Annotated in this window: 14 protein-coding genes; 9 read left to right on the forward strand and 5 right to left on the reverse strand. The window is 73.8% G+C overall.

Going from position 1 to position 18,892, the window contains the following annotated elements; genetic code table 11:
• Nucleotide 1 precedes the first annotated feature (1 nt).
• Nucleotides 2–430 carry an SRPBCC family protein gene (locus tag QSK34_RS09925; protein WP_285582431.1) on the reverse strand — a complete coding sequence of 143 codons (429 nt, stop codon included), beginning with the start codon at nucleotides 428–430 and terminating at the stop codon, nucleotides 2–4.
• A 235-nt stretch (nucleotides 431–665) separates the two neighbouring features.
• Here QSK34_RS09925 and QSK34_RS09930 point away from each other — a divergent pair, with 235 nt between their 5' ends.
• Nucleotides 666–1,070 (forward strand): hypothetical protein, encoded by a 405-nt coding sequence (locus QSK34_RS09930; RefSeq protein WP_285582432.1) that lies wholly within the window; start codon nucleotides 666–668, stop codon nucleotides 1,068–1,070.
• Here QSK34_RS09930 and QSK34_RS09935 read toward each other — a convergent pair whose 3' ends face one another.
• Nucleotides 1,071–5,114, reverse strand: a complete 4,044-nt coding sequence (locus QSK34_RS09935; RefSeq protein WP_285582434.1) for an nSTAND1 domain-containing NTPase — start codon at nucleotides 5,112–5,114, stop codon at nucleotides 1,071–1,073.
• A 137-nt stretch (nucleotides 5,115–5,251) separates the two neighbouring features.
• Here QSK34_RS09935 and QSK34_RS09940 point away from each other — a divergent pair, with 137 nt between their 5' ends.
• Nucleotides 5,252–5,671 (forward strand): SRPBCC family protein, encoded by a 420-nt coding sequence (locus tag QSK34_RS09940; protein ID WP_285582436.1) that lies wholly within the window; start codon nucleotides 5,252–5,254, stop codon nucleotides 5,669–5,671.
• A gap of 42 nt (nucleotides 5,672–5,713) precedes the next feature.
• Here the strand turns inward: QSK34_RS09940 and QSK34_RS09945 are convergent, their stop codons facing one another.
• Both QSK34_RS09945 and QSK34_RS09950 read right to left on the reverse strand, forming a co-directional pair.
• Nucleotides 5,714–6,070, reverse strand: a complete 357-nt coding sequence (locus QSK34_RS09945; RefSeq protein WP_161483974.1) for a YciI family protein — start codon at nucleotides 6,068–6,070, stop codon at nucleotides 5,714–5,716.
• Between the two features lie 55 nt (nucleotides 6,071–6,125).
• Complete coding sequence (locus QSK34_RS09950) at nucleotides 6,126–8,903, reverse strand: AbfB domain-containing protein (protein ID WP_285582440.1); 2,778 nt, start codon at nucleotides 8,901–8,903, stop codon at nucleotides 6,126–6,128.
• A 108-nt stretch (nucleotides 8,904–9,011) separates the two neighbouring features.
• Here QSK34_RS09950 and QSK34_RS09955 point away from each other — a divergent pair, with 108 nt between their 5' ends.
• The 5 genes from QSK34_RS09955 (at nucleotide 9,012) to QSK34_RS09975 (ending at nucleotide 13,020) form a co-directional block, all read left to right on the forward strand.
• On the forward strand, nucleotides 9,012–9,839 hold the full coding sequence (locus tag QSK34_RS09955) for a universal stress protein (protein ID WP_353051376.1): 828 nt from the start codon (nucleotides 9,012–9,014) through the stop codon (nucleotides 9,837–9,839).
• A 116-nt stretch (nucleotides 9,840–9,955) separates the two neighbouring features.
• Complete coding sequence (locus QSK34_RS09960; protein WP_285582442.1) at nucleotides 9,956–10,465, forward strand: TrmH family RNA methyltransferase; 510 nt, start codon at nucleotides 9,956–9,958, stop codon at nucleotides 10,463–10,465.
• Between the two features lie 59 nt (nucleotides 10,466–10,524).
• Nucleotides 10,525–11,382 carry an LLM class F420-dependent oxidoreductase gene (locus tag QSK34_RS09965; RefSeq protein WP_285582444.1) on the forward strand — a complete coding sequence of 286 codons (858 nt, stop codon included), beginning with the start codon at nucleotides 10,525–10,527 and terminating at the stop codon, nucleotides 11,380–11,382.
• A gap of 112 nt (nucleotides 11,383–11,494) precedes the next feature.
• Nucleotides 11,495–12,268 carry an AfsR/SARP family transcriptional regulator gene (locus QSK34_RS09970; RefSeq protein WP_285582446.1) on the forward strand — a complete coding sequence of 258 codons (774 nt, stop codon included), beginning with the start codon at nucleotides 11,495–11,497 and terminating at the stop codon, nucleotides 12,266–12,268.
• On the forward strand, nucleotides 12,265–13,020 hold the full coding sequence (locus QSK34_RS09975; protein ID WP_285582448.1) for a thioesterase II family protein: 756 nt from the start codon (nucleotides 12,265–12,267) through the stop codon (nucleotides 13,018–13,020). The genes QSK34_RS09970 and QSK34_RS09975 overlap by 4 nt, the downstream gene beginning before the upstream one ends.
• Here the strand turns inward: QSK34_RS09975 and QSK34_RS09980 are convergent.
• Nucleotides 12,983–15,685, reverse strand: coding sequence for an ATP-binding protein (locus QSK34_RS09980; protein ID WP_285582450.1), 2,703 nt, complete (start codon nucleotides 15,683–15,685; stop codon nucleotides 12,983–12,985). The genes QSK34_RS09975 and QSK34_RS09980 overlap by 38 nt on opposite strands.
• A gap of 276 nt (nucleotides 15,686–15,961) precedes the next feature.
• Between QSK34_RS09980 and QSK34_RS09985 the strand changes: the two genes are divergently transcribed.
• Nucleotides 15,962–18,472 carry an RHS repeat domain-containing protein gene (locus QSK34_RS09985; protein WP_285582452.1) on the forward strand — a complete coding sequence of 837 codons (2,511 nt, stop codon included), beginning with the start codon at nucleotides 15,962–15,964 and terminating at the stop codon, nucleotides 18,470–18,472.
• Nucleotides 18,473–18,487: 15 nt separating this feature from the next.
• On the forward strand, nucleotides 18,488–18,892 hold the full coding sequence (locus tag QSK34_RS09990; protein WP_030454064.1) for an allene oxide cyclase barrel-like domain-containing protein: 405 nt from the start codon (nucleotides 18,488–18,490) through the stop codon (nucleotides 18,890–18,892).

Raw genomic sequence — 18,892 nt, forward strand, 5'->3', positions numbered from 1 at the left:
GTCAGGGGGTTCGGTTCGCCAGCGTGTCGTGGAGGGCCTCCAGGCCGTCGCGGTAGATGGTGGTGAACAGGTCGACCACCTCCCTGTCGCTCACTCCCTCCGGGGTGAAGCATCCGGACCACAACGCCTCGGCGGCGTCCGCGCGGCCGGGGATCGGGTAGACCCGCAGGGTGGCGACGTAGCCGGTGGCGGGGAAGGGCGATTCGAGGATGGCGTAGCTGTAGTGACGTTCGGCGTCGCTGAAGCTCAGCAGGCGCTCCACGATCACCCCGCCGTCCGGGGTCACCAGCCGGCGGACGAGCCCACCGTCGAGCATGGTGCTCTCGGGGATGTACGGGAGCCAGTCGGGCAGGGCGTGGAACCCGCCGATGAGGTCCCAGACCTGCTGCGGAGAGGCGGGCAGGACGCGGCTGACCGAGGTCGATGCCATGGTCGTTCTCCTGAGGGTCGTCGTGGCGGTGCGGGTGGATCAGGTGCCGTCAGACGCCGCCCGGGAGGGGCGCGGCGGGACTGACCAGGCCGAGAATGCCCCGCCGGTGCGGGATCGGCACTCCGCTCCGGGCAAAGACCGGGGGCTCCACCCATCGACACCAGCCGATATAGCTCGCGTATAAGCCGATGGCCCAGTGTTCCGCCCGTCAGCTCAACCGACCTGAAGGAGCGGAATGCGAAAGATCCACAAGCTGGCCGTCGTCTCGGGGGCGATCTCGGCGCTTCTCCTCGGAGCGGCGCCTCCCGCGATGGCCGCCAGTTCAGATTGTTATGTCCCGCCGGCCTGGACCACCTGCACGACCGGAACGGTGTCGGCCAACTCCTCCACCCACGACCTCATGATCATCGCCACGAACTGCCCAGGCCCGCTGGGGGGCAAGAGCCTGGCCATCAAGCTCCAGGACGTGGGCACCGGACAGTACTTCTGGCATTCGTCCGTCCCCTACGGCTACGCGCGGTACGCCAAGGTGTCCGGCCTCTACGGCAGTTACAAGCTGCGCCTGGACGGCGAGCCCGTCCGTTACGGCCGCATCAGCAACGACATCGGCAACTACACGCTGGGCCTGCGTCCCTGCTGATCAGCCGCAGGCCGCCTGGCGGGGGAGCCCGGCGGCGTAGGTGTCCCACTCGGCGGCGGTGAGGTCGCGTCCGGACTCCCGGCACAACCGGGCCGCCGCCTCGGTGGGGTCGAGGGACCAGCGGATGATCCGGCCGGAGTCGTCGCCGCTGATCAGTTCGCCCGACGGGGTGAAGGCGAGCGCCTTGACGGGCAGGGTGGGGCCGGTCAGCCGGGCGAAGGGGCGTCGGCCGGCCAGGTCCCACACGATGATCGTGCGGTCCTCACCGGCCGAGGCGAGCAGCCGTCCGTCGGCGCTGAAGGCGACGGCGTGCACGGGGGCGGTGTGTTCGGTCAGGGTGTCGACGGTCCGGCCGGCCGGGTCGTGCAATTTGACGGTCCGGTCGGCGCCCGACGTGGCGATCATCGTTCCGTCGGGGCTGAAGGCGACGTCCAGGATCGACCCGTGGCCGGGTCGTACCCGGGAGATCTCCTTGTCCGTGGCGGTGTTCCAGAGCAGCAGCATGTCCGAGGGGCCGACGGAGACCAGGAGCGGGTCGCGGGGGCTGTAGGCGACCACGGTCGACAGGTAGGGCGGGGCGTCGAACGGCGCCTGCTTGGGTTCGGCGGGGTCGGTGACGTCCCAGCGGAACCGGCTGATCGCGGTCGTCACCAGTGTGCGGCCCGAGGGGTCGAAGGCCACGCTGGTGGTGGCGCCCGTGCCCGCGTAGTGCGTCTCGCTCAGCCGCCGCAGGGTGGGGACGTCCCACAGGGTGAGGCTGTGGTCGCGGCCGACGGCCGCCAGCACGCGGCCGTCGGGGCTGTAGGCGATCGACCTGACCTGGTCGGGATGTCCGTCGAGGATGGCGAGGGGGTGCCCGGTCAGGTCCCAGAGGCGGACGGTCCGGTCGCTGCCGGCCGAGGCGACGGTCGTGCCGTCGGGGCTGATCTGGAGGTCGTTGACGGCCTGATCGTGGCCGCCGAAGAGCGGGACCGCGTGCTCGCGGATCACGATCGACGGGCCCATGCCGCCCGAGGCGAGCCGGGAGCCGTCGGCACTGAGGGCCAGGGCCCGGGTCTCGGCGCGGCTGCGGTCGAGGTAGGTCTCCACGGGTCGCTTGCGGATCAGGTCCCAGACGGTGATCATCCCGTCCTCGTCGGCCACCGCCACCCGGTCGCCGGCGGGGGCGGACACCTCCCACGCGTAGGGGCCGCTCGTCGGCAGCGCGAACAGGGAGGTGACCTCGTCGCGGGTCAGCCGCCAGAACCTGGCCCCGCCGCTGTCGGAGGCGGTGACCAGCGTCTCGCCCGAGACGATCACCCGGTGCACGCGCCGGGTGGGCACCTCGGCGTGGCGGCGGCCCGTGCGGACGTCCAGCACGACCGGTTGTTCCGGTCCGGTGGCGACCAGCAGCGAGTTGCCCGCGCCGAAGGCCAGCGAGCCGATCGACGGCCCGCCCGTGTCGATCGAACGGCGGGTGCGGGCGGGCAGCGTCCACATCTCGACGGTACCGTCGTCGTGGCCGACCGCGACCGTGCGGCCGTCGGTGGCGAAGGCCATGGCGGGGGTGAGTTCGGTGAGCCGTTCGGTGAAGACGGCCTTCATCGTGGTGGTGTCCCAGACGACGACCGAGCCGCGGGCCCCCTTCGCGACCGGTTCGCGGGCGGTCGAGGCGAGGTAGCGCCCGTCGCCGCTGAAGGCGGCGCTCCTGACGTAGAGCGGCACGTCGGTCAGATGGTCTTTGAGGGTGGCGATCCTGCGGTGGTTCCGGTCCCACACGGCGACGGTGCCGTCGACCCCGGCGGCGGCCATCATGCCGCCGTCGGGGCTGAACGCCAGCGCGTAGACGCCGGGGCCGTCAGGCTTGACCTCGACCCGCCGCCGGGCCGCCGCCGCGACGCTCAGCACCCCGCCGACCGTCTCGGCGTCGGACGTGAGGCGGTGGGCGGCGACGGCGAGCAGGCCCGCCAGTCCCGGGTCGGTGTCGAGCAGGAAGCGGGCCGTCAGCGACAACCGGCCGGAGGCCGCGATGTGCTGCTGGCGCTCGGCCTCGCGGCCCTGGCCGACCGCGACGCCGCCGCTGACGAAGGCCAGCAGGAGCAGCGCCGCGATCCCGGCGACCAGCCGCTTGAGCAGCCGGTTGCGGCGGCGCACCGCGACGATCTCGGCCTGCTCGGCGGACCGGGACGCGGCCAGGAACGCGGCCTCCAGCGTGTTCGGCTCGCCCGGGTGCTCCTCGGCCCACGTCAGGGCCGACGACAACCGCGACCCCCGGTAGAGCATGCCGGGGTCGCGGCGGTGGTCGTCCCAGAGCCGGGCGGCCTCGGTGACGCCCCGGTGCACCAGCAGCGCCGCGCGGTCGTCGGTGAGCCAGCCGCGCAGCCGGGGCCAATTCCGGATCAGCGCCTCGTGCGCGACCTCGGCCGAGCCCTCGCCGAGGGTGACCAGCCGGGCGGCGGCCAGCCGCAGCAGCACGCCGGTGACCACCGGTTCGGCGGCGATGCCGACCAGCTCGGTGGAGGCGACCGGGCGGCGGGTGTCCTCGGTGCCCTCTCCCAGGGCCGACAGCCGCAGGAAGACGCGCCGGGCGACCTCGCGTTCCTCGGGGCCGAGGTCGGCGTACACCTGCTCGGCGGTCTGGGCGATGGCCCCGGCGACGCCGCCGGTGCCGTGGTAGGCCTCCAGGCTGAGCAGGGTGCCCTCGCGAGCCCGCCAGGTCTCCAGGAGGGCGTGCGAGACGAGCGGCAGCCCGCCCGGCTCGGCGACGGCGGCGGCCACGATCTCGGCCAGCATCTCGGGCTGCACCCGCAGCCCCGCCCGCGCGGCCGGGCCGACGACGATGTCCCGCAACTCGGCCGTCGACGGCGGCCCCACCAGCACCTGGGCCTCGCCAACGAGCGCCTCGACGAGGTCGGGATAGCGGGTCAGCCGCCCCAGGAAGTCGGCGCGGACGCCCAGCACCACCCGCCGCCCGGGCTCCAGCAGCCGGGCCACGAACGCGCGCCGCTCCGCCTCGTCGGCGCAGAGGGTGAAGACCTCCTCGAACTGGTCGACGACCAGCAGCACGCCGGTCTCCTCCGGCACCTGGGCGAGCGGGTGCTCCCCCGGCGTGACCAGCACGCCGTCCGGCCGGGCCCCGAGCAGCCCGGCCCGCAGCAGCGACGACTTGCCGCTGCCCGAGGTGCCGTACACCGCCACGAGCGGCAGCCGGTCCGACAGGCCGACCAGCCGGTCGCGCAGCGCCTCCCGCCCGAAGAACCAGGCGGCGTCCGCCGCCTGGAAGGCCGCCAGTCCTCTGTACGGGCACTCACCGCTGTCGGACGGCAGGGGGATCAGCTCCTCGTCCCCCCGCAACATCGCCTCGTGCAGCCGCCGCAGATCGAGGCCGGGTTCGACGCCGAGCTCCCGGTCGAGCACCTCCCTGGCCTCGTGGAAGCCCTCCAGCGCCTCGGCCTGCCGTCCGGACCGGTAGAGCGCCAGCATCAGGTGGCCGCGCAGCCCCTCGCGGAAGGGATGCCGCCGGACCAGCTCGGTCAGCTCGGCGACGCTCTCACCGGGACGACCGGCCCGCAGCATCGCGGCCGCCCAGGACTCCGCCGCGGCGAGCCGGGCCTCTTCGAGGGCGCCGGCGGCCTCGGCGACCGGCGGGCAGTCGGCGAACCCCTCGAACGCCTCGCCCCGCCACATCCGCAGGGCCTCGCCCAGCCTCTTGGCGGCCAGTTCCGCCTCTCCGGCCTCCAGCGCCGCCTCACCCTGGGCCGTCAGGTCGCGGAAGCGGCGGGCGTCGAGCCCGGGGGCGTGGAGGGTGTAGCCGCCGGGCCCGCGTGTCACGACGTCGTCGCCCAGGATCCGGCGCAGCCGGTGGACGTACAGGTAGAGGTTGTGCCGCGCCGAGGCGGGCGGCCGGTCGCCCCAGACCGCCTCGACCAGCGCCTCGGCCGAGTGGGGCCGCCCGGCCCCGGCCAGCAGGACGGCGAGCGTCAGCCGCAGCTTGCGGGCGTCGCCGAGGGAGACCTCACCGCCGTCCCGGATGACCTGCAACGTCCCCAGTACGTGGAATTCCATCCGGCGTCACGACTCCAGGGCCAGGGTTGTCGATCAAGGTGGTCCAGGTTCGCCATGACCCTTTTCTCCTGTCAAGGAGGAATCGATACTCACGGGAGCGCACTCTGCCGCAGCGCCCCCGGCTCCAGGAGACCACCATGGCCAGCACCACCGCGTCCGCCGACCTCGCCGCCTCCCCCGACCGTGTCTGGGGGCTCATGGGCGGCTTCGGTTCGTTACCCGACTGGCTGCCCTCCATCACGGGCAGCGAACTCCTGGAAGGTGGCCGCGTGCGCAGGCTCACCACCAGGGACGGCGTCGTCATCGTCGAGCGCCTGCAGCACTTCGACGAGCGGGCCCGCACCTACGGCTACTCCGCGGGCGAGCTGCGGCTGCCCGTGCGGGACTACCGGGCCACCATCGCGGTCCACGAGGTGCCCGGCGAACCGGAGAGGTCACGTGTCGACTGGACGGGCATGTTCACCCCGGAGGGCGTCAGCGAAGAGGAGGCGGTCGAGGTCGTCCACCGGGTGCTGAGCGGCGGTCTCGACGCCCTGCGCCGGACGCTCGACGCCTGACGGCGAGGGGCCTCCCGGGGTCGTCCGGGAGGCCCCGCAGCGTCACTGCGCGAAGACCACCGGCCGCACCTCCACGCCCATTCCCTCGACGCCGGCGTCCGGGATGAGGGCCGCCAGTTCCAGCGCCCGTTCCCGGTTCTCGACCTCGACCATGTAGTAGCCGCCGAAGAACTCCTTCGTCTCCAGGAACGGACCGTCGGTCACCACCGGGATGCCGCCCCGGACGGTGACCACGGCGCTCTGCGCCGGGTCGGCCAGGGCGGCGGTGCCGACCATCTCACCGGACTTGGTGATCGCCTCCATGAACTCTCCGTGGCCGGCCATCACCTCCTCACGCTGCTGCTCCGTGAGGCCGTCCCAGAGGCGCGGGTTCATGTGCATGATCAAGAGGAACTTCATGTCGTCTCTCCTTCGGTGTGCTTCCGAGGGTGAGTCGGAGCCACCGCCGGGTTCTCTACATCGGTGCCCAGGGATTCGCCAGATTCCACGTGCTGTCGGCCGTCAGGGTCTGCGGGCGGTTCCACGACCCGCCCGTCCCGTTGGCCGACCAGGCCTGCGCGTCGAAATGCCGCAGGTAGGAGCCGGGGAAGTTGATCGACTCCAGGGTCACTCCCCCGCCCTGCAGTCCGGGCCGCGCGCACCACGTCGCGTCCTGGGCGAAGAGGGCGCTGCCGTCGTGGGCGTCCATCCGCACGCGGGAGGCCGCGTGGCGCAGGTATCTCCCCGGATAGTTGACCGACTCCAGCGAGTAGCAGCTCGTGTCGGCGAGGCCGCGGCGGATCGTCCACGTCGCGTCGTTCTTCAGGAGTGTGCTGCTGCCCGCGTCCACGACCTCGGTGAAGCCGAGGCTGTCGGCGTGGCGGAGGTAGCGGTTGGTGAAGCCCCAGGTCTGGACCTGGAGGGAGCGGCGGACGTCCACCGGGAGCAGGGTGCTGCTGCGCCACAACGCCGGAGCCGAGACGTCCCAGGTCGCGTCGGCGGCGAAGGATCCGCCGGTGTCGGGGTCGATGCGGACCTGCGCGTTCGCGTGGCGCAGGTAGCGGCCGGGCTGGTTGGCCGACTCGAACGACGTGCCGCCGCCCGCCAGGCCGGGGCGGGAGCACCAGGTGGCGTCGGCGGCGAAGGTGCCGCCGGTGTCGGCGTCCAGGCGGACGATCGAGGCGGCGTGCCGCAGGTAGCGGCCGGGCTGGTTGACCGACTCGAAGGAGTAGCAGCGCGGGTCGGACAGGCCGGGGACGGTGCGGAAGGAGGCGTCCTGGCGCGGGCCGTCTCCGCTCCCGGTGGTCAGGACGTCGGTGCGGGCCAGCGAGTTCGCGTGGCGGAGGTAGCGGTCGGTGTAACCCGTCGTGGTGACGCGGAACGACCTCACGTGGCCGATCTTCAGGTTGGGGGTCGCGTTCTGGTTCCCGGCCACGGCCAGCAGGGACTGGTGGGCGGCGCGGACCTGGGCGGTGTCGACCTTCTGGACGCGGCGGTCGTAGGTCAGCAGGCCGTTGTACTCGCCCTCCAGGTCGGTGATCTCGGTGTAGACCGAGCCGCTCAGGCCCTTCTTCACGACGAGTTCGCGCAGGTCGCGGACCATGCCGGTGTAGCGGTCGTTCAGCTGGGCGGCGCTGGACTGCTGTTCGTAGGCGAAGAAGCCGCCGTGCGGGCTGTACTCGTGGCCGGGGGTGCGCAGGCCCAGGCCGCCGAACTCGCCGAGGATCGAGACGCGGGTCGCGGACGGGTCGGGTGCGTCCGGGCCCGTGTAGGCGTGCCAGTCGATCATGTCGCCGTTGCCGGGGTCGCCCAGGCTGGCGCAGCAGTTGAAGCCGCTGTGGCCGTTGACCAGGCGGGTGGGGTCCTGGTTCTTGAGGTTCTGGATGACGCGCCGGGTGTCGGTCAGGTTCCACTCGCCCCAGCCCTCGTTGAACGGCACGTACGTGACGACCGCCGGTGAGCTGCGGTGTTCGTCGACGATCTCGCGGGCCTCGGTCTCGAACTGGGCGGCGGCCGCGGGCGAGACGTCCTTGTTGGCGGCCGTCATCGACGGGATGTCCTGCCAGACCAGGAGGCCGAGGCGGTCGGCGTGGTAGAACCAGCGCTGGGGTTCGACCTTGATGTGCTTGCGGATCATGTTGAAGCCGAGGTCCTTGTGCTTCTGCAGGTCGAAGGCGAGTGCGGCGTCGGTGGGGGCGGTGTAGAGGCCGTCGGGCCAGTAGCCCTGGTCGAGGGTGCCGAGGTGGTAGACGAACTCGCCGTTCAGGGTCGGGCGCAGCACGCCGTTGACCACGCGGGTGCCGACCTCGCGCATGCCGAAGTAGTGCGTCGTCCGGTCTGTGGTCTGGCCCGAGGCGTTCCGGAGGGTCAGGCGCAGGTTGTAGAGGAAGGGGTCGTCGGGGGTCCAGCGGCGGGCGTCCGGGACCGGGACGCTGAACTCGGTGAAGCCGCCGGTGGCGGTGCCGACCACGGTCGTGCCGTTCATGGCCTCGGCCAGCACCGTGTGGCCGCTCACGTTCCCCCGGGTGAGGACGCGGACCCGGAGCGAGTTCGTGGCGAGGTTCGCGTACAGGTCGGCGCCGGAGATCGAGGCCGCGGGGGTGGGTTCGAGCCAGACGGTCTGCCAGATGCCCGAGACCGGGGTGTAGAAGATGTTCGACGGGGTGCGGGTCTGCTTGCCGATCAGCGGGTGGCTGCCGTTGTGGGCCGAGTCGGTGGGGTCGTACACCTTGACGACGAGTTCGTTGACGCCGCCGTTGAGCGCGTCGGTGACGTCGAACTCGAAGCGGTCGTAGCCGCCCCGGTGGGTGCCCATCGCACGGCCGTTGACCCAGACGCTCGCCTCCCAGTCGACCGCGCCGAAGTGCAGCTGCACCCGGCGGCCGGTCCAGGCCGGCGGGACGGTGAAGGTGCGCCGGTAGAAGAGGTAGTAGCGGTTGTCGTTCGCCGGGCGCATGACACCCGAGAGGGCCGACTCGACGGCGAACGGGACGTTGACGCGTTCGGGCAGCGTGACGCCGAACTGCGGGGCGTCATCGGTGGCCGACTGGCGTAGTTGCCACTCTCCGTTGAGGTTCTGCCAGTCGGGGCGGGTCATCTGCGGGCGGGGGTAGTCGGGCAGGGGCGTTCCGGTGAGGGCCTGGCTCGTCCACGGCGTCGACAGCGGCGGGGTCTTCGCCGGGATGGCGTGGGCGGGCTGGGCGGTGAACAGGACCGCGAGCAGAACGGCTGAGAGCACTCCTCGTGTACGCATGACGCCTCTCCGAAGGTGGGGGGTCGCGAACCGATCACATTGCACCACGGCACGGCGTGCGCGACGACGACTCGCAGGTCCCGGACGTCCGCCACTCGGTGTGATCACATGGACACCGTGATCGTCGTGGGGGTCGACGGGCTGCGGCCCGGTGTGCTGGCGGTGGAGTGGGCGGCCCGGGAGGCGGTCGTCCGCGCGGCGCCGCTGCGGCTCGTGAACGTCGTCCCGGCGTGGTGCCTGCACGACGGCCCGACCGGCGCGGTCGCCGACATCGGGGCGTGGATGCGCAACGGCGGCAAGAGCGCCCTGGCGGAGGCGGCGGCCGCCGCCCGGCGGGTGGCCGGGACGGTCGCCGTCGAGACCTCCCTGCTGGGCGGCGATCCCCGGCGGGAGCTCATCGAGGTCTCCGAGGACGCCGACCTGCTCGTCGTCGGCGACTCGGGCATGGGGTCGCTGCGTGGCCTCCTGGTCGGGTCGGTCGCCCTGGGCGTGGCCGGGCACGCGCACTGCGACGTGGTCGTGGTGCGGGCCTCGGCGGCCGATCCCCGTCCCGAGGTCGTGGTCGGGGTCGACGGGTCGGCGGCGCAGACCGCGGTGCTCGACTTCGCCTTCCGCGAGGCCGCCGTCCGCGACGCCGACCTGCGCGCCGTCACCGCGTGGAACTGGCGCGACCCCCTCGGCGGGCCGGAGGCGAGCGAACGGGCCCTGGCCGAGGCCTTGGCGGGCCGCCGGGAGATCTTCCCGGACGTCCGGGTGCGGACGGAGGTGGTGGAGGGCAGCCCGGTGGACGTGCTGCGTCACGCCGCCGCCCAGGCCGGGCTCCTGGTCGTCGGGTCGCGGGGACGCGGGGTGCTGGCCGGGATGGTGCTGGGGTCGGTCAGCCAGGCCCTGCTGCACGTCGCGCCCTGCCCCATCGTGGTCGTGCGCGGGAGATGACGGTTCGGTACGATCGGGTGGTCGGGTTTCGACCTTCTTCGATGGCTCCGGGCGTGCCGACGAAACGCCCTTCTCATGGATGAACACACCACCGCGGGAGTGCGCCGCGCGATGTCATGAGCGTCCGCACGCGGACCCCGAAGGATCTCCGCGGTCAGCGGCGCCGTCGTCCGCCGGGATGTCTCGGGCATCTGTACGCCGCCCCGCTCTGGCCCCTGCACAGCGCCAACCTGGGCACCCTGCTCCGCACCTGTGACGCCGTGGGCGCCTGCCTGGCGGTGCCCCGGTTGCCGTGGGTGCCCGAGGCGCTGGCCCGGGGGAACACGCTGCGGCGGCCGGCCTGCGTCCACTGGGTGCGGCCCCTTTCGTGGCTCGCGGAGCGGCGGGCGGCCGGGGCGAACGTGCTCGGGGTCGAGCTGGCCGAGAACGCGATCAGGCTGGCCGACCTGCCGATGGCGCGGCGGCCGACCGTCGCCGTCCTGGGGCACGAGCAGGACGGCATCCCGCCGGAGGCCCTCGACCTGCTCGACGACGTGGTGGAGATCCCGATGATCGGGATCGGCGCCAGCCTCAACGTCGCGGTCGCGGGGTCGCTGGTCCTCTACAAGCTGGCGGGTATGGCCTGACCCGAACGCGGAATGATGATCGACATCAGGCCATGCGAAGGCCATGCGAAGGAGCGGACATGCGGATCGGCGTCGTCTTCCCCCAGACCGAGATCGGCCCGGACGTCGGCGCGGTGCGCGCCTACGGGCAGCGGGTGGAGGAACTCGGGTTCCGGCACGTGATGGCGTACGACCACGTGCTGGGGGCCGATCCGGACGTCCACGAAGGATGGGAGGGCCCCTACGACGTGGACACCGCCTTCCACGAGCCGATGGTGCTGTTCGGCTACCTGGCGGCGCTGACCTCGCTGGAGATGGTGAGCGCGATCATCATCGCGCCGCAGCGGCAGACCGCGCTGCTGGCCAAGCAGGCGGCCGAGGTCGACCTGCTGACCGGCGGGCGGCTGCGGCTCGGGGTGGGGCTGGGCTGGAACCGGGTCGAGTACGAGGCCCTCGGCCAGGACTTCACCACCCGGGGGCGGCGGATCGAGGAGCAGGTCGCGCTGATGCGGCGGCTCTGGACCGAGCGGTCGCTCAGCTTCGACGGGGAGTTCGACCGGGTGACCGGGGCCGGGCTGGCCCCGCTGCCGGCACAGCGGCCGATCCCGATCTGGTTCGGGGCGCAGTCCGCTCCGGCGTACCGGCGGGCGGGCCGGCTGGCCGACGGCTGGTTCCCGCAGATGGAGCCGGGCCCCGGCCTGGAGGAGGCGAAGGCGGCCGTCGAGCGGGCCGCCGCCGAGGCGGGCCGCGACCCGGCCGCCATCGGGATGGACGGCCGCCTCCGGTGGACCCCCGACCAGGACGCGCTCGCCGAGACGGCCGGGCGGTGGCGGGCGCACGGCGCGACCCACGTCAGCGTCAACACGATGAACGCGGGCCTGCGCACCGTCGACGAGCACCTGGCGGCGCTGGAAAGCGCGGCCGCCGCCCTGCTCTGATTTCCCTACAAAATACGTAGGTTTTTAGGGGATATACGTAGTTTCGCTGATGTGCGGAGCGGCCCGGCCGAACAGGGTGGAGGACATCAGTCCACTGCCGCCAGAGGTGCCGATGCGTTACGAACTGCTTGGGCCGCTCCGTGTGTCCGACGGCCGGGAGTCCCATTTCCTCAGCGCTCCGAAGATGGAGACGACCCTGGCCATCCTGCTCGTCAGGGCGGAGTGGGTCACGACCAAGGAGCAGCTCATCACCGAGTTGTGGGGGGAGTCGCCGCCCCAGCGGGCCTCGGCGGCGCTGCACGTCTACATCTCCCAGCTCCGCAAGTTCCTGGCCGCCGCCGGGCACGGCGAGGGGGACGCGATCGTCACCCGGTCGTCCGGCTACGTGCTGCGGCTGCGGGACGCCGAGTACGACGTGGCCGACTTCCAGCGGGCCGTCGGCCACGGCCGGCTCTACCTCCAGGCCGGGCGGTACGAGGAGGCGCTCGCCCAGTTCGAGGAGGCGCTGCGGCTGGTGCGCGGGCCGGTGCTCGACCAGTTGCCCGAGGGGCCGGTGCTGGCCGCGTTCGCCGCGTGGGCCGAGGAGGAGCGGCTCGACTGCCTGGAGCTCTCGATCGAGGCGCGCACCGCGCTCGGACGCCACCGCGAGGTGATCGGCCCGCTGAACGGCCTGATCACGCAGCACCCGCTCCGGGAGTCGTTCTACCGGCAGCTCATGCTGGCCCTCTACCGGTCGGAGCGGCAGGCCGACGCGCTGCAGGTCTACCGCACGGCGCAGCAGGTGCTGCAGGCCGAGCTCGGGGTGCAGCCGTGCCCGGCGCTGCGGCGGCTGCACCACGCGATCCTGACCTCCGACGCCCTGCTCGACCTGCGGGCGGCCAGTTGACCACCCCGTCCGCCGCCGGCATCTGGTTGCGGCGCTACCACGCGAGCCCCTCGGCCGCGGCGGAGCTGGTCTGCTTTCCGCACGCGGGCGGCGCGGCGGCGTACTGGTATCCGCTGTCGGCGCTGCTGGCCCCCGGGATCGAGACGCTGGCGGTGCAGTATCCCGGCCGCCAGGACCGCCACCGCGAACCGCCGGTGACCGACCTGCACACGCTGGCCGACCGGCTGGCCGAGGTGCTCGCCGGACCGCCGGCCCGGCCGCGCGTGTTCCTCGGCCACAGCATGGGGGCCTCCCTCGCCTACGAGGTCGCGGCCCGGCTGGAGGGCCGGCCCGGCGCGCCCGCACGTCTCATCCTCTCGGGCCGCCGCGCGCCGTCGCGGTGGCGGCCCTCCCCCGAGCCGTCGGGCGACGCCGCCCTCGTGGCGCGGGTGCGGGCGCTGGGCGGCACGGACGCCCACCGCCTCACCGACCCCGACGTGCTGGAGCTGGTGCTGCCCGCGCTGCGCGCCGACCACCTGGCCCTGGCGGGCTACCGCGACACGCCGGGCGCGGCGGTCTCCTGCCCGGTCACCGCCTTCGCGGGCGAACGGGACGCGGAGGCGCCGGTCGACGACGTCGCGGCCTGGCGGCACCACACGACCGGCGGGTTCGACCTGCGGGTGTTCCCCGGCGGCCACTTCTTCATCGCCGACGACGCCCCCGGCACGGCGCGCCTCATCGCGGACCTGGTCCGGGCGGTTCCGACACGCTGAGCAGGCGCACCAGCGCGGCACGGGAGCCGACGCCCAGCTTGGCGTAGATGCGGTTGAGGTGGACGTCGACCGTGCGGGGGCTGATGCGCAGGCGCTCGGCGATGTCCTTGGTCTTCAGGCCTTCTCCCGCGAGGTCGGCCACCTCGCGTTCGCGGCTCGTCAGCTCGCCCAGGCCGGCCTGCGGGCCGAGTGCCAGGTGGTGGACGGCCGCGCGGGCGAGGTCACGGGCCCGCGCGCCCCCCGGAGGGCCGTCGCCGAGCAGGGCCAGCGCCTCCTCGTAGCAGCGGGCGGCCGGTTCCCACCGGCGGGCCCGCGCGAACACGTGGCCCTTGGCGAGCCGGGCGTATCCGGCGGCCTCCGGCAGCCCGACGGCGACCGCGGCGTCGGCGGCGGCCTCGGCCCAGCGGGCGACGCGGGCGTGCTGGCCGTCGTCGGCGCGCAGGGTCGCCGCGGCCAGCAGCTCGTAGCACCAGGCCGCGTAGACCTGGACCGGCTCGGGCACCTGCTCGGGCAGGTCGCCCGGCTCCGGCTCGTAGGGGAGCAGCAGCGCCAGCGCGCGGCCGGGTTCGCCGCCCGTCAGCGCGGCCTCGGCGAACAGCAGGGCGTTGATCGGGGTCCTGGCCGCGACGGGGTCGTCGTCGCGGCCGTTGGGCAGGGTGGGGCGGCCGAGCCGGGCCCAGGAGGCGGCGATCAGCGCGTCGGCCAGGCCGACGTGGTCGTCGCGGCCGATGCGGTGGGCGACCGAGCGCGCCTCCAGCGACACGGTGTGCGCGTCGGCGGGCCGGCCCATGTGGTACAGGATGTAGCCGAGGGTGCCCAGCAGCGGGGCCATCAGGTGCGCCTCGCCGCGTTCGCGGGCCCCCGACAGGGCACGTTCGGCGTGGACACGGGCCTGGTCGTACCACCCCATGAGCGCCTCGGCCCAGGCCAGCACGAGCAGGTGGCCGCCCTCCCGGGAGCCCGCCGGCGTCTCCGCCCCGTCGAGCAGCCGGGCGGCGGTCCGGAGCGGCTCGGCGGCCCGTACGGTGTGACCGCCGATGACCATGCACATGCCGAGCAGGGCCAGCCGGCCCGCCCTCGTGACACGGTCCTCGTGGGCGGCGTCGCGGGCCAGCGCCTCGACGTCGGCGCGGGCCGGGGTCTGCCCGGCCAGCACCTTGGAGAACTGGGCCTGCACGTTCAGCAGGGCGCGGGCGGCCGGATCGGCGTCACCCCGGGCGGTCAGCTCGGCCAGGACGAGCGCCTGCGCCTCCCCCGCGTCGCCGAGCGCGGCGGTCACCGACGACAGGAAGGCCACGGAGCGGGCGCCGGCCGGGCCGCCGAGCACCTGCCTGGCCAGCTCACGCACCCCGGCGGCGTCGCCCGTGGCGGCCAGCGCGCGCACGACCGGCCGCCACAACGCGGGGCCGGGTTCGACGCCGTGGGCGCGGTGCACCCGCAGCGCGGAGCTCACCCAGTGGGCGGCCTCGGCCGGGCGGCCGTGGCGCAGCGCGTCGTGGACGGCGGCCACCAGGAGCGCGGGGTCGGCGGAGAGGATGCCCGAGCGTTCGGCGTGCCGGGCCACCTCGGCGGGCGGCGCTCCGGTGGCCGACAGGTGCCGGGCGGCCCTGCCGTGCGCCGCCGACCGCCAGCAGGGGTCGACGGCGCCGTACAGGGCGAGCCGGACGAGCGGGTGGCGGAAGGTGAGCGTGCCGGGACTCCCCGGGACGGGCCTGATCAGGTCGCGCCGCCGGAGTTCGGTCAGCACCCGGCAGGCGACGTCGCGGTCGACCCCGGCCACGGCGGCCACCGCGCCGACGTCGACGACGTCGCCGAGCACGGCCGCGGCGTCGAGCACCAGCCGGGCGCCCTCGGGCAGCGGCTCGGTCTCGGCCAGGAGCCGGGCGCCGAGGCTGCCGCGGGTCCAGGGGCCGCCGTCGTCGGCCGGGCGTTGCTGACCGGCCAGCGCCGTGAGGTAGAGCGGGTTGCCCATGGCGTCGTCGTGCAGGTTCTGGAGCGTCTCGGGCGCCAGGCCGTCGAGCAGCCGGGCCGACTGGCCGTAGCTCAGCGGCCCCAGCGCGACGGAGGCGACGCCCCCGAGGTCGAGCACCGAGCGCAGCCGGACCGGCGACTGGCGGGGCCGGTGGGCCACGACGGTGGTCAGCGGGCCGTCGACGGGACGCCGGATGAGCATCTCCAGCAGCGCGACGGAGAGCGGATCGGCCCAGTGGACGTCGTCGAGGAGCAGCAGCACGTCGCCGGGCGCGGCGGCCAGGCAGTCGGCCAGCCCCCGGCGCACCGTGACGAAGAGCTGGTGGCGGCCGTCGAACGAGGTGGTCCCGGCGTCCCCGGCCGCGCCGAGCACGTCGATCAGCGTCGCGGCGGCGGGCACGATGCGGCCCCCGGGCCCGCGCCAGGCGGCCAGGGCCTGGAGGAAGGGGTGGAAGGGCTGGCCGGCCCCGGCTTCGGAGCAGCGGCCGGACCACACCGTGACGCCGTCCCTGCGGGCCCCCGCGGCGAGGCCGTCGAGCAACCACGACTTGCCCGCGCCGGGGTCGCCGGTCAGTTCGGCGACCCGGCCGTGGCGGTCGCGCGCGACCCGGACCAGATGGGTCAGGCGGTCGAACTCCACGTGTCTGACGAGGGCGGGACGCCGGATCTCCTGAACGCGAACGGTGACCGTCATCTTCGCGGAAGCCTCCCCAAGGTTTCTATACAAAACCTACTGGAATTAGGGAATAGCATAACCAACCATCGTGGCCCGCCCGATTAGCGCGCCATCGGAATACCGGGATAGTCCCTGTCCGGAATGGCCTCGCCGGAGGCCCGTCGCCCGCTGACCGGGCACGAAACATCCCGGCAAATTGCCGCGAACCGGATTCTGGGGGCGTTAAGTCGCGCTTTAGAAACGGGGCCAAAGATGAGGCTCGCCATGCCGGCCGATTCGAGGGGTGAACAGCCTGTGTCCACACTCCGGGACGTCCACGCCCGCCACGCGGTCCGCCGCGTCCCTCTCGGCGACGCCGCCGAGGTGCTGGTCGACCTGCGCGACGGCACGCCGGTCGTGCGCCTGCTGGAGCTGGTGGTGGCGGGCACCCGCGCCCATCTGCGGCTGGTGAGCGAGTACCGGGGCGACTCCCGGCACGAGGCCGGGCTCGGGCCCGGCTGGCGGCTCGACCCCGCGCCGGTCCGGGGACGGACGGGCGAACCCGTCGTCGTCGACGACCAGGGGCGCGTCTTCACCCTGCACCGCGACACCGGAGGCCTGATCACGAAGATCGTCGACCCGCTGGGCGCACAGGCCGCCGTGTTCCTGTACGACCTGGCCGGACGGCCCGTCCGGCACACCGACGCCGCCGGCGCGGCGACCCTCTTCCGCTGGGACGACGACGACCGCCTGACCACCCTGGAGGACCCCACCGGCGGCACGCTGACCTTCGGGTACGAGGGGCGGGCGGTGACCACGCTCGACTGGGGCGGCGGCCGGCTCGCCTTCGCCTACTCCCCCGGCCGCACGAGGGTGACCGACGCCGCCGGGCGGGTGACCGTCCACGACTTCGACGAGAAAGGCCGCCTGGTCGCGCTCGGCGACGGACGCCGCTGGGCCTGGACCGACGACGACCTCCTCCACGAGGAGACCGACCCCCTCGGCGGCGTCGTCACCCGCGCGTACGACCACGAGGGCCGGCTGACCACGCTGCGGCTGCCCACCGGGGAGGAGAGCGGCGCGGAGTACGGCCCGCGCACCGTCCTGCGCGACCCGGCGGGCCGCGAACTGCGGCTGGACACCGACGAGGAGGGCCGCCCGGTGCGCGCCCTGACGCCCGGCCGGGACGAACCCCTCGACATCCGCACCTACCACCCGGTGCACGGCCGCCCGCTGACGTTCACCGACGGCAACGGCCACACCACCTCCTTCGGCTACGACGCCGCCGGGAACCTGACCACGGTCACCCCGCCCGCGCCGCTCGGCCCGGTCCGCTACGCCTACGACGGCCTGTCGCGGGTCACCGCCGTCACCGGCGGCGACGGGCGCACGGTCGGCTACCGCCACGACGCGGCCGGACGCCTGGCCGAGGTCGTCGACGAGGCGACCGGCACGGTCCTGGCCGCGTACTCCCACGACGCCCTCGGCCGGATCACCCGCCGCTCCGGCCCCGGCTGGTCGTACGCCCACATCTGGGCCCGGACCGGCCGCGGCCCCCGGATCAGCCGGTCGGTCCGCACCGCCGACGGCGAACCGGCCGAGGAGGTGCGCTACGACCACTCCCCCGACGGCGACCTGCTCGCCGTCACCACCCCCGGCGGCACCACGTCCTACGCCTACGACGACCTCGGGCGGCTCGCGACGGTGACCACCCCGGCCGGGCACGTCGCCCGCCTCACCCATGACGCCGCCGGCCGGCGGGTCCGGGTGGACCTGGGGACGGCCGTACAGGAGATCGAGCACGACGCGTCGGGCCGCCGGACCGCGCTCACCGTGCGCGGCCCCGGCGGCGAACCGCTCCTGACCACCCGCTACGCCTACGAGGGCGGCCTGCTGCGCACCGCCGAGATCGACGGCGCGGCCGTCGAGTTCGCCTACGACGAGCTGGGCCGCCTGGTGCGCGCGGGCACGACGGAGTACGCCTACGACCGCGCGCACAACCTGGTCAGGCTGGGCCGGGTCGCCTTCACGCTCAACGCGGCCGGGCAGGTGACCCGCTTCGGCGACACCGAGTTCACCTACGACGGCGCGGGCGACTTCGTCGAGGAGGTCAACCCGACCGGCTCGTTCGCCTACAGCCCCACCCACCAGACCCTCACCGGCGTCTTCGGCGGGGTCCGGGTCGTGGACGTCTCCTACGACGGCCTCGACCAGCGCGCCCCGCGCCGGATCACCGAGACCACCGTCGACGGCCGGACCGTCACCCACGTGCTGACCTGGTCGGAGCTCGGACTGCTGCGCGTCGTGGACGACGGCGCGCCCACCGACCTGGTGCGCCTGCCCGACGGGACGCCGATCGCCCTGACGGCCCCCGGCGGAGCGCACCACTGGATCGTGACCGACCACCAGGGCTCGGTGGCGGCCCTGGTCGGCGCCGAAGGCGAGATCACCGCCCGCTACCGCTACACCCCCCACGGCGCCGTCACCGCCGAGGGCCCGGCCGCCGCCCTGAACCCGCTGCGGTTCCTGGGCGCCTACCAACTCCTGCGCAGCGCGCACGTCCTCGACGACCACCTCTACAACGGCCACTGGGGCCGCTTCACCCAGCCCGACCCGCGCCGCCTGGCGTACGCCCCCTACACCTTCCGCGACAACGACCCCGTCAACACCGCGACAACGACCCGGCACGACTTCTGGGCCGTGCTGAGCGGTCACCCGGTGGAGCGCTTCTTCCCCGGCCCTCCGCCGCCTCCCCTGCCGGAGTGCGCGGGCGACCGCATCCCCCTGATCGCGGGCGAACCCCCGGCCCGCTTCCCCCTGGACTGACGAGAGGACCTCATCATGGCCGACCAGATCGTGATCCGCGCGCCCAAGGAGATCGTGGTGAAGGTGGTCGACGACGTCACGGTCGCCGACCCGCAGATCGGGCAGACCGGCACGTTCGACGACGAGATCTACGACGAGGACGGCAACCTCCTCGGCACCTCCCACGGCTCGTTCCGGATCGAGTACGTGCGCCCCGGCGACGGCGGCCTGATGACCTACTACACCGAGGACATCACGCTGACCGACGGCACCATCCACGCCGAGGGCTGGGCCGACTTCAACGACGTGCGGACCAGCGAGTGGGTCTACTACCCGGCCACCGGCACCGGCGGCAGGTACGAGGGCCTCACCGGGTTCCGCACCTGGCGCATGACCGGCGTGCGGGCCTCGGCAGAGGCGCGCATCCTGCTCGCCGGCTGA

Origin of the sequence: Herbidospora sp. NBRC 101105, from assembly GCF_030269205.1 — a bacterium.
In the GTDB taxonomy this organism is placed as follows: Bacteria; Actinomycetota; Actinomycetes; order Streptosporangiales; family Streptosporangiaceae; genus Herbidospora; species Herbidospora solisilvae.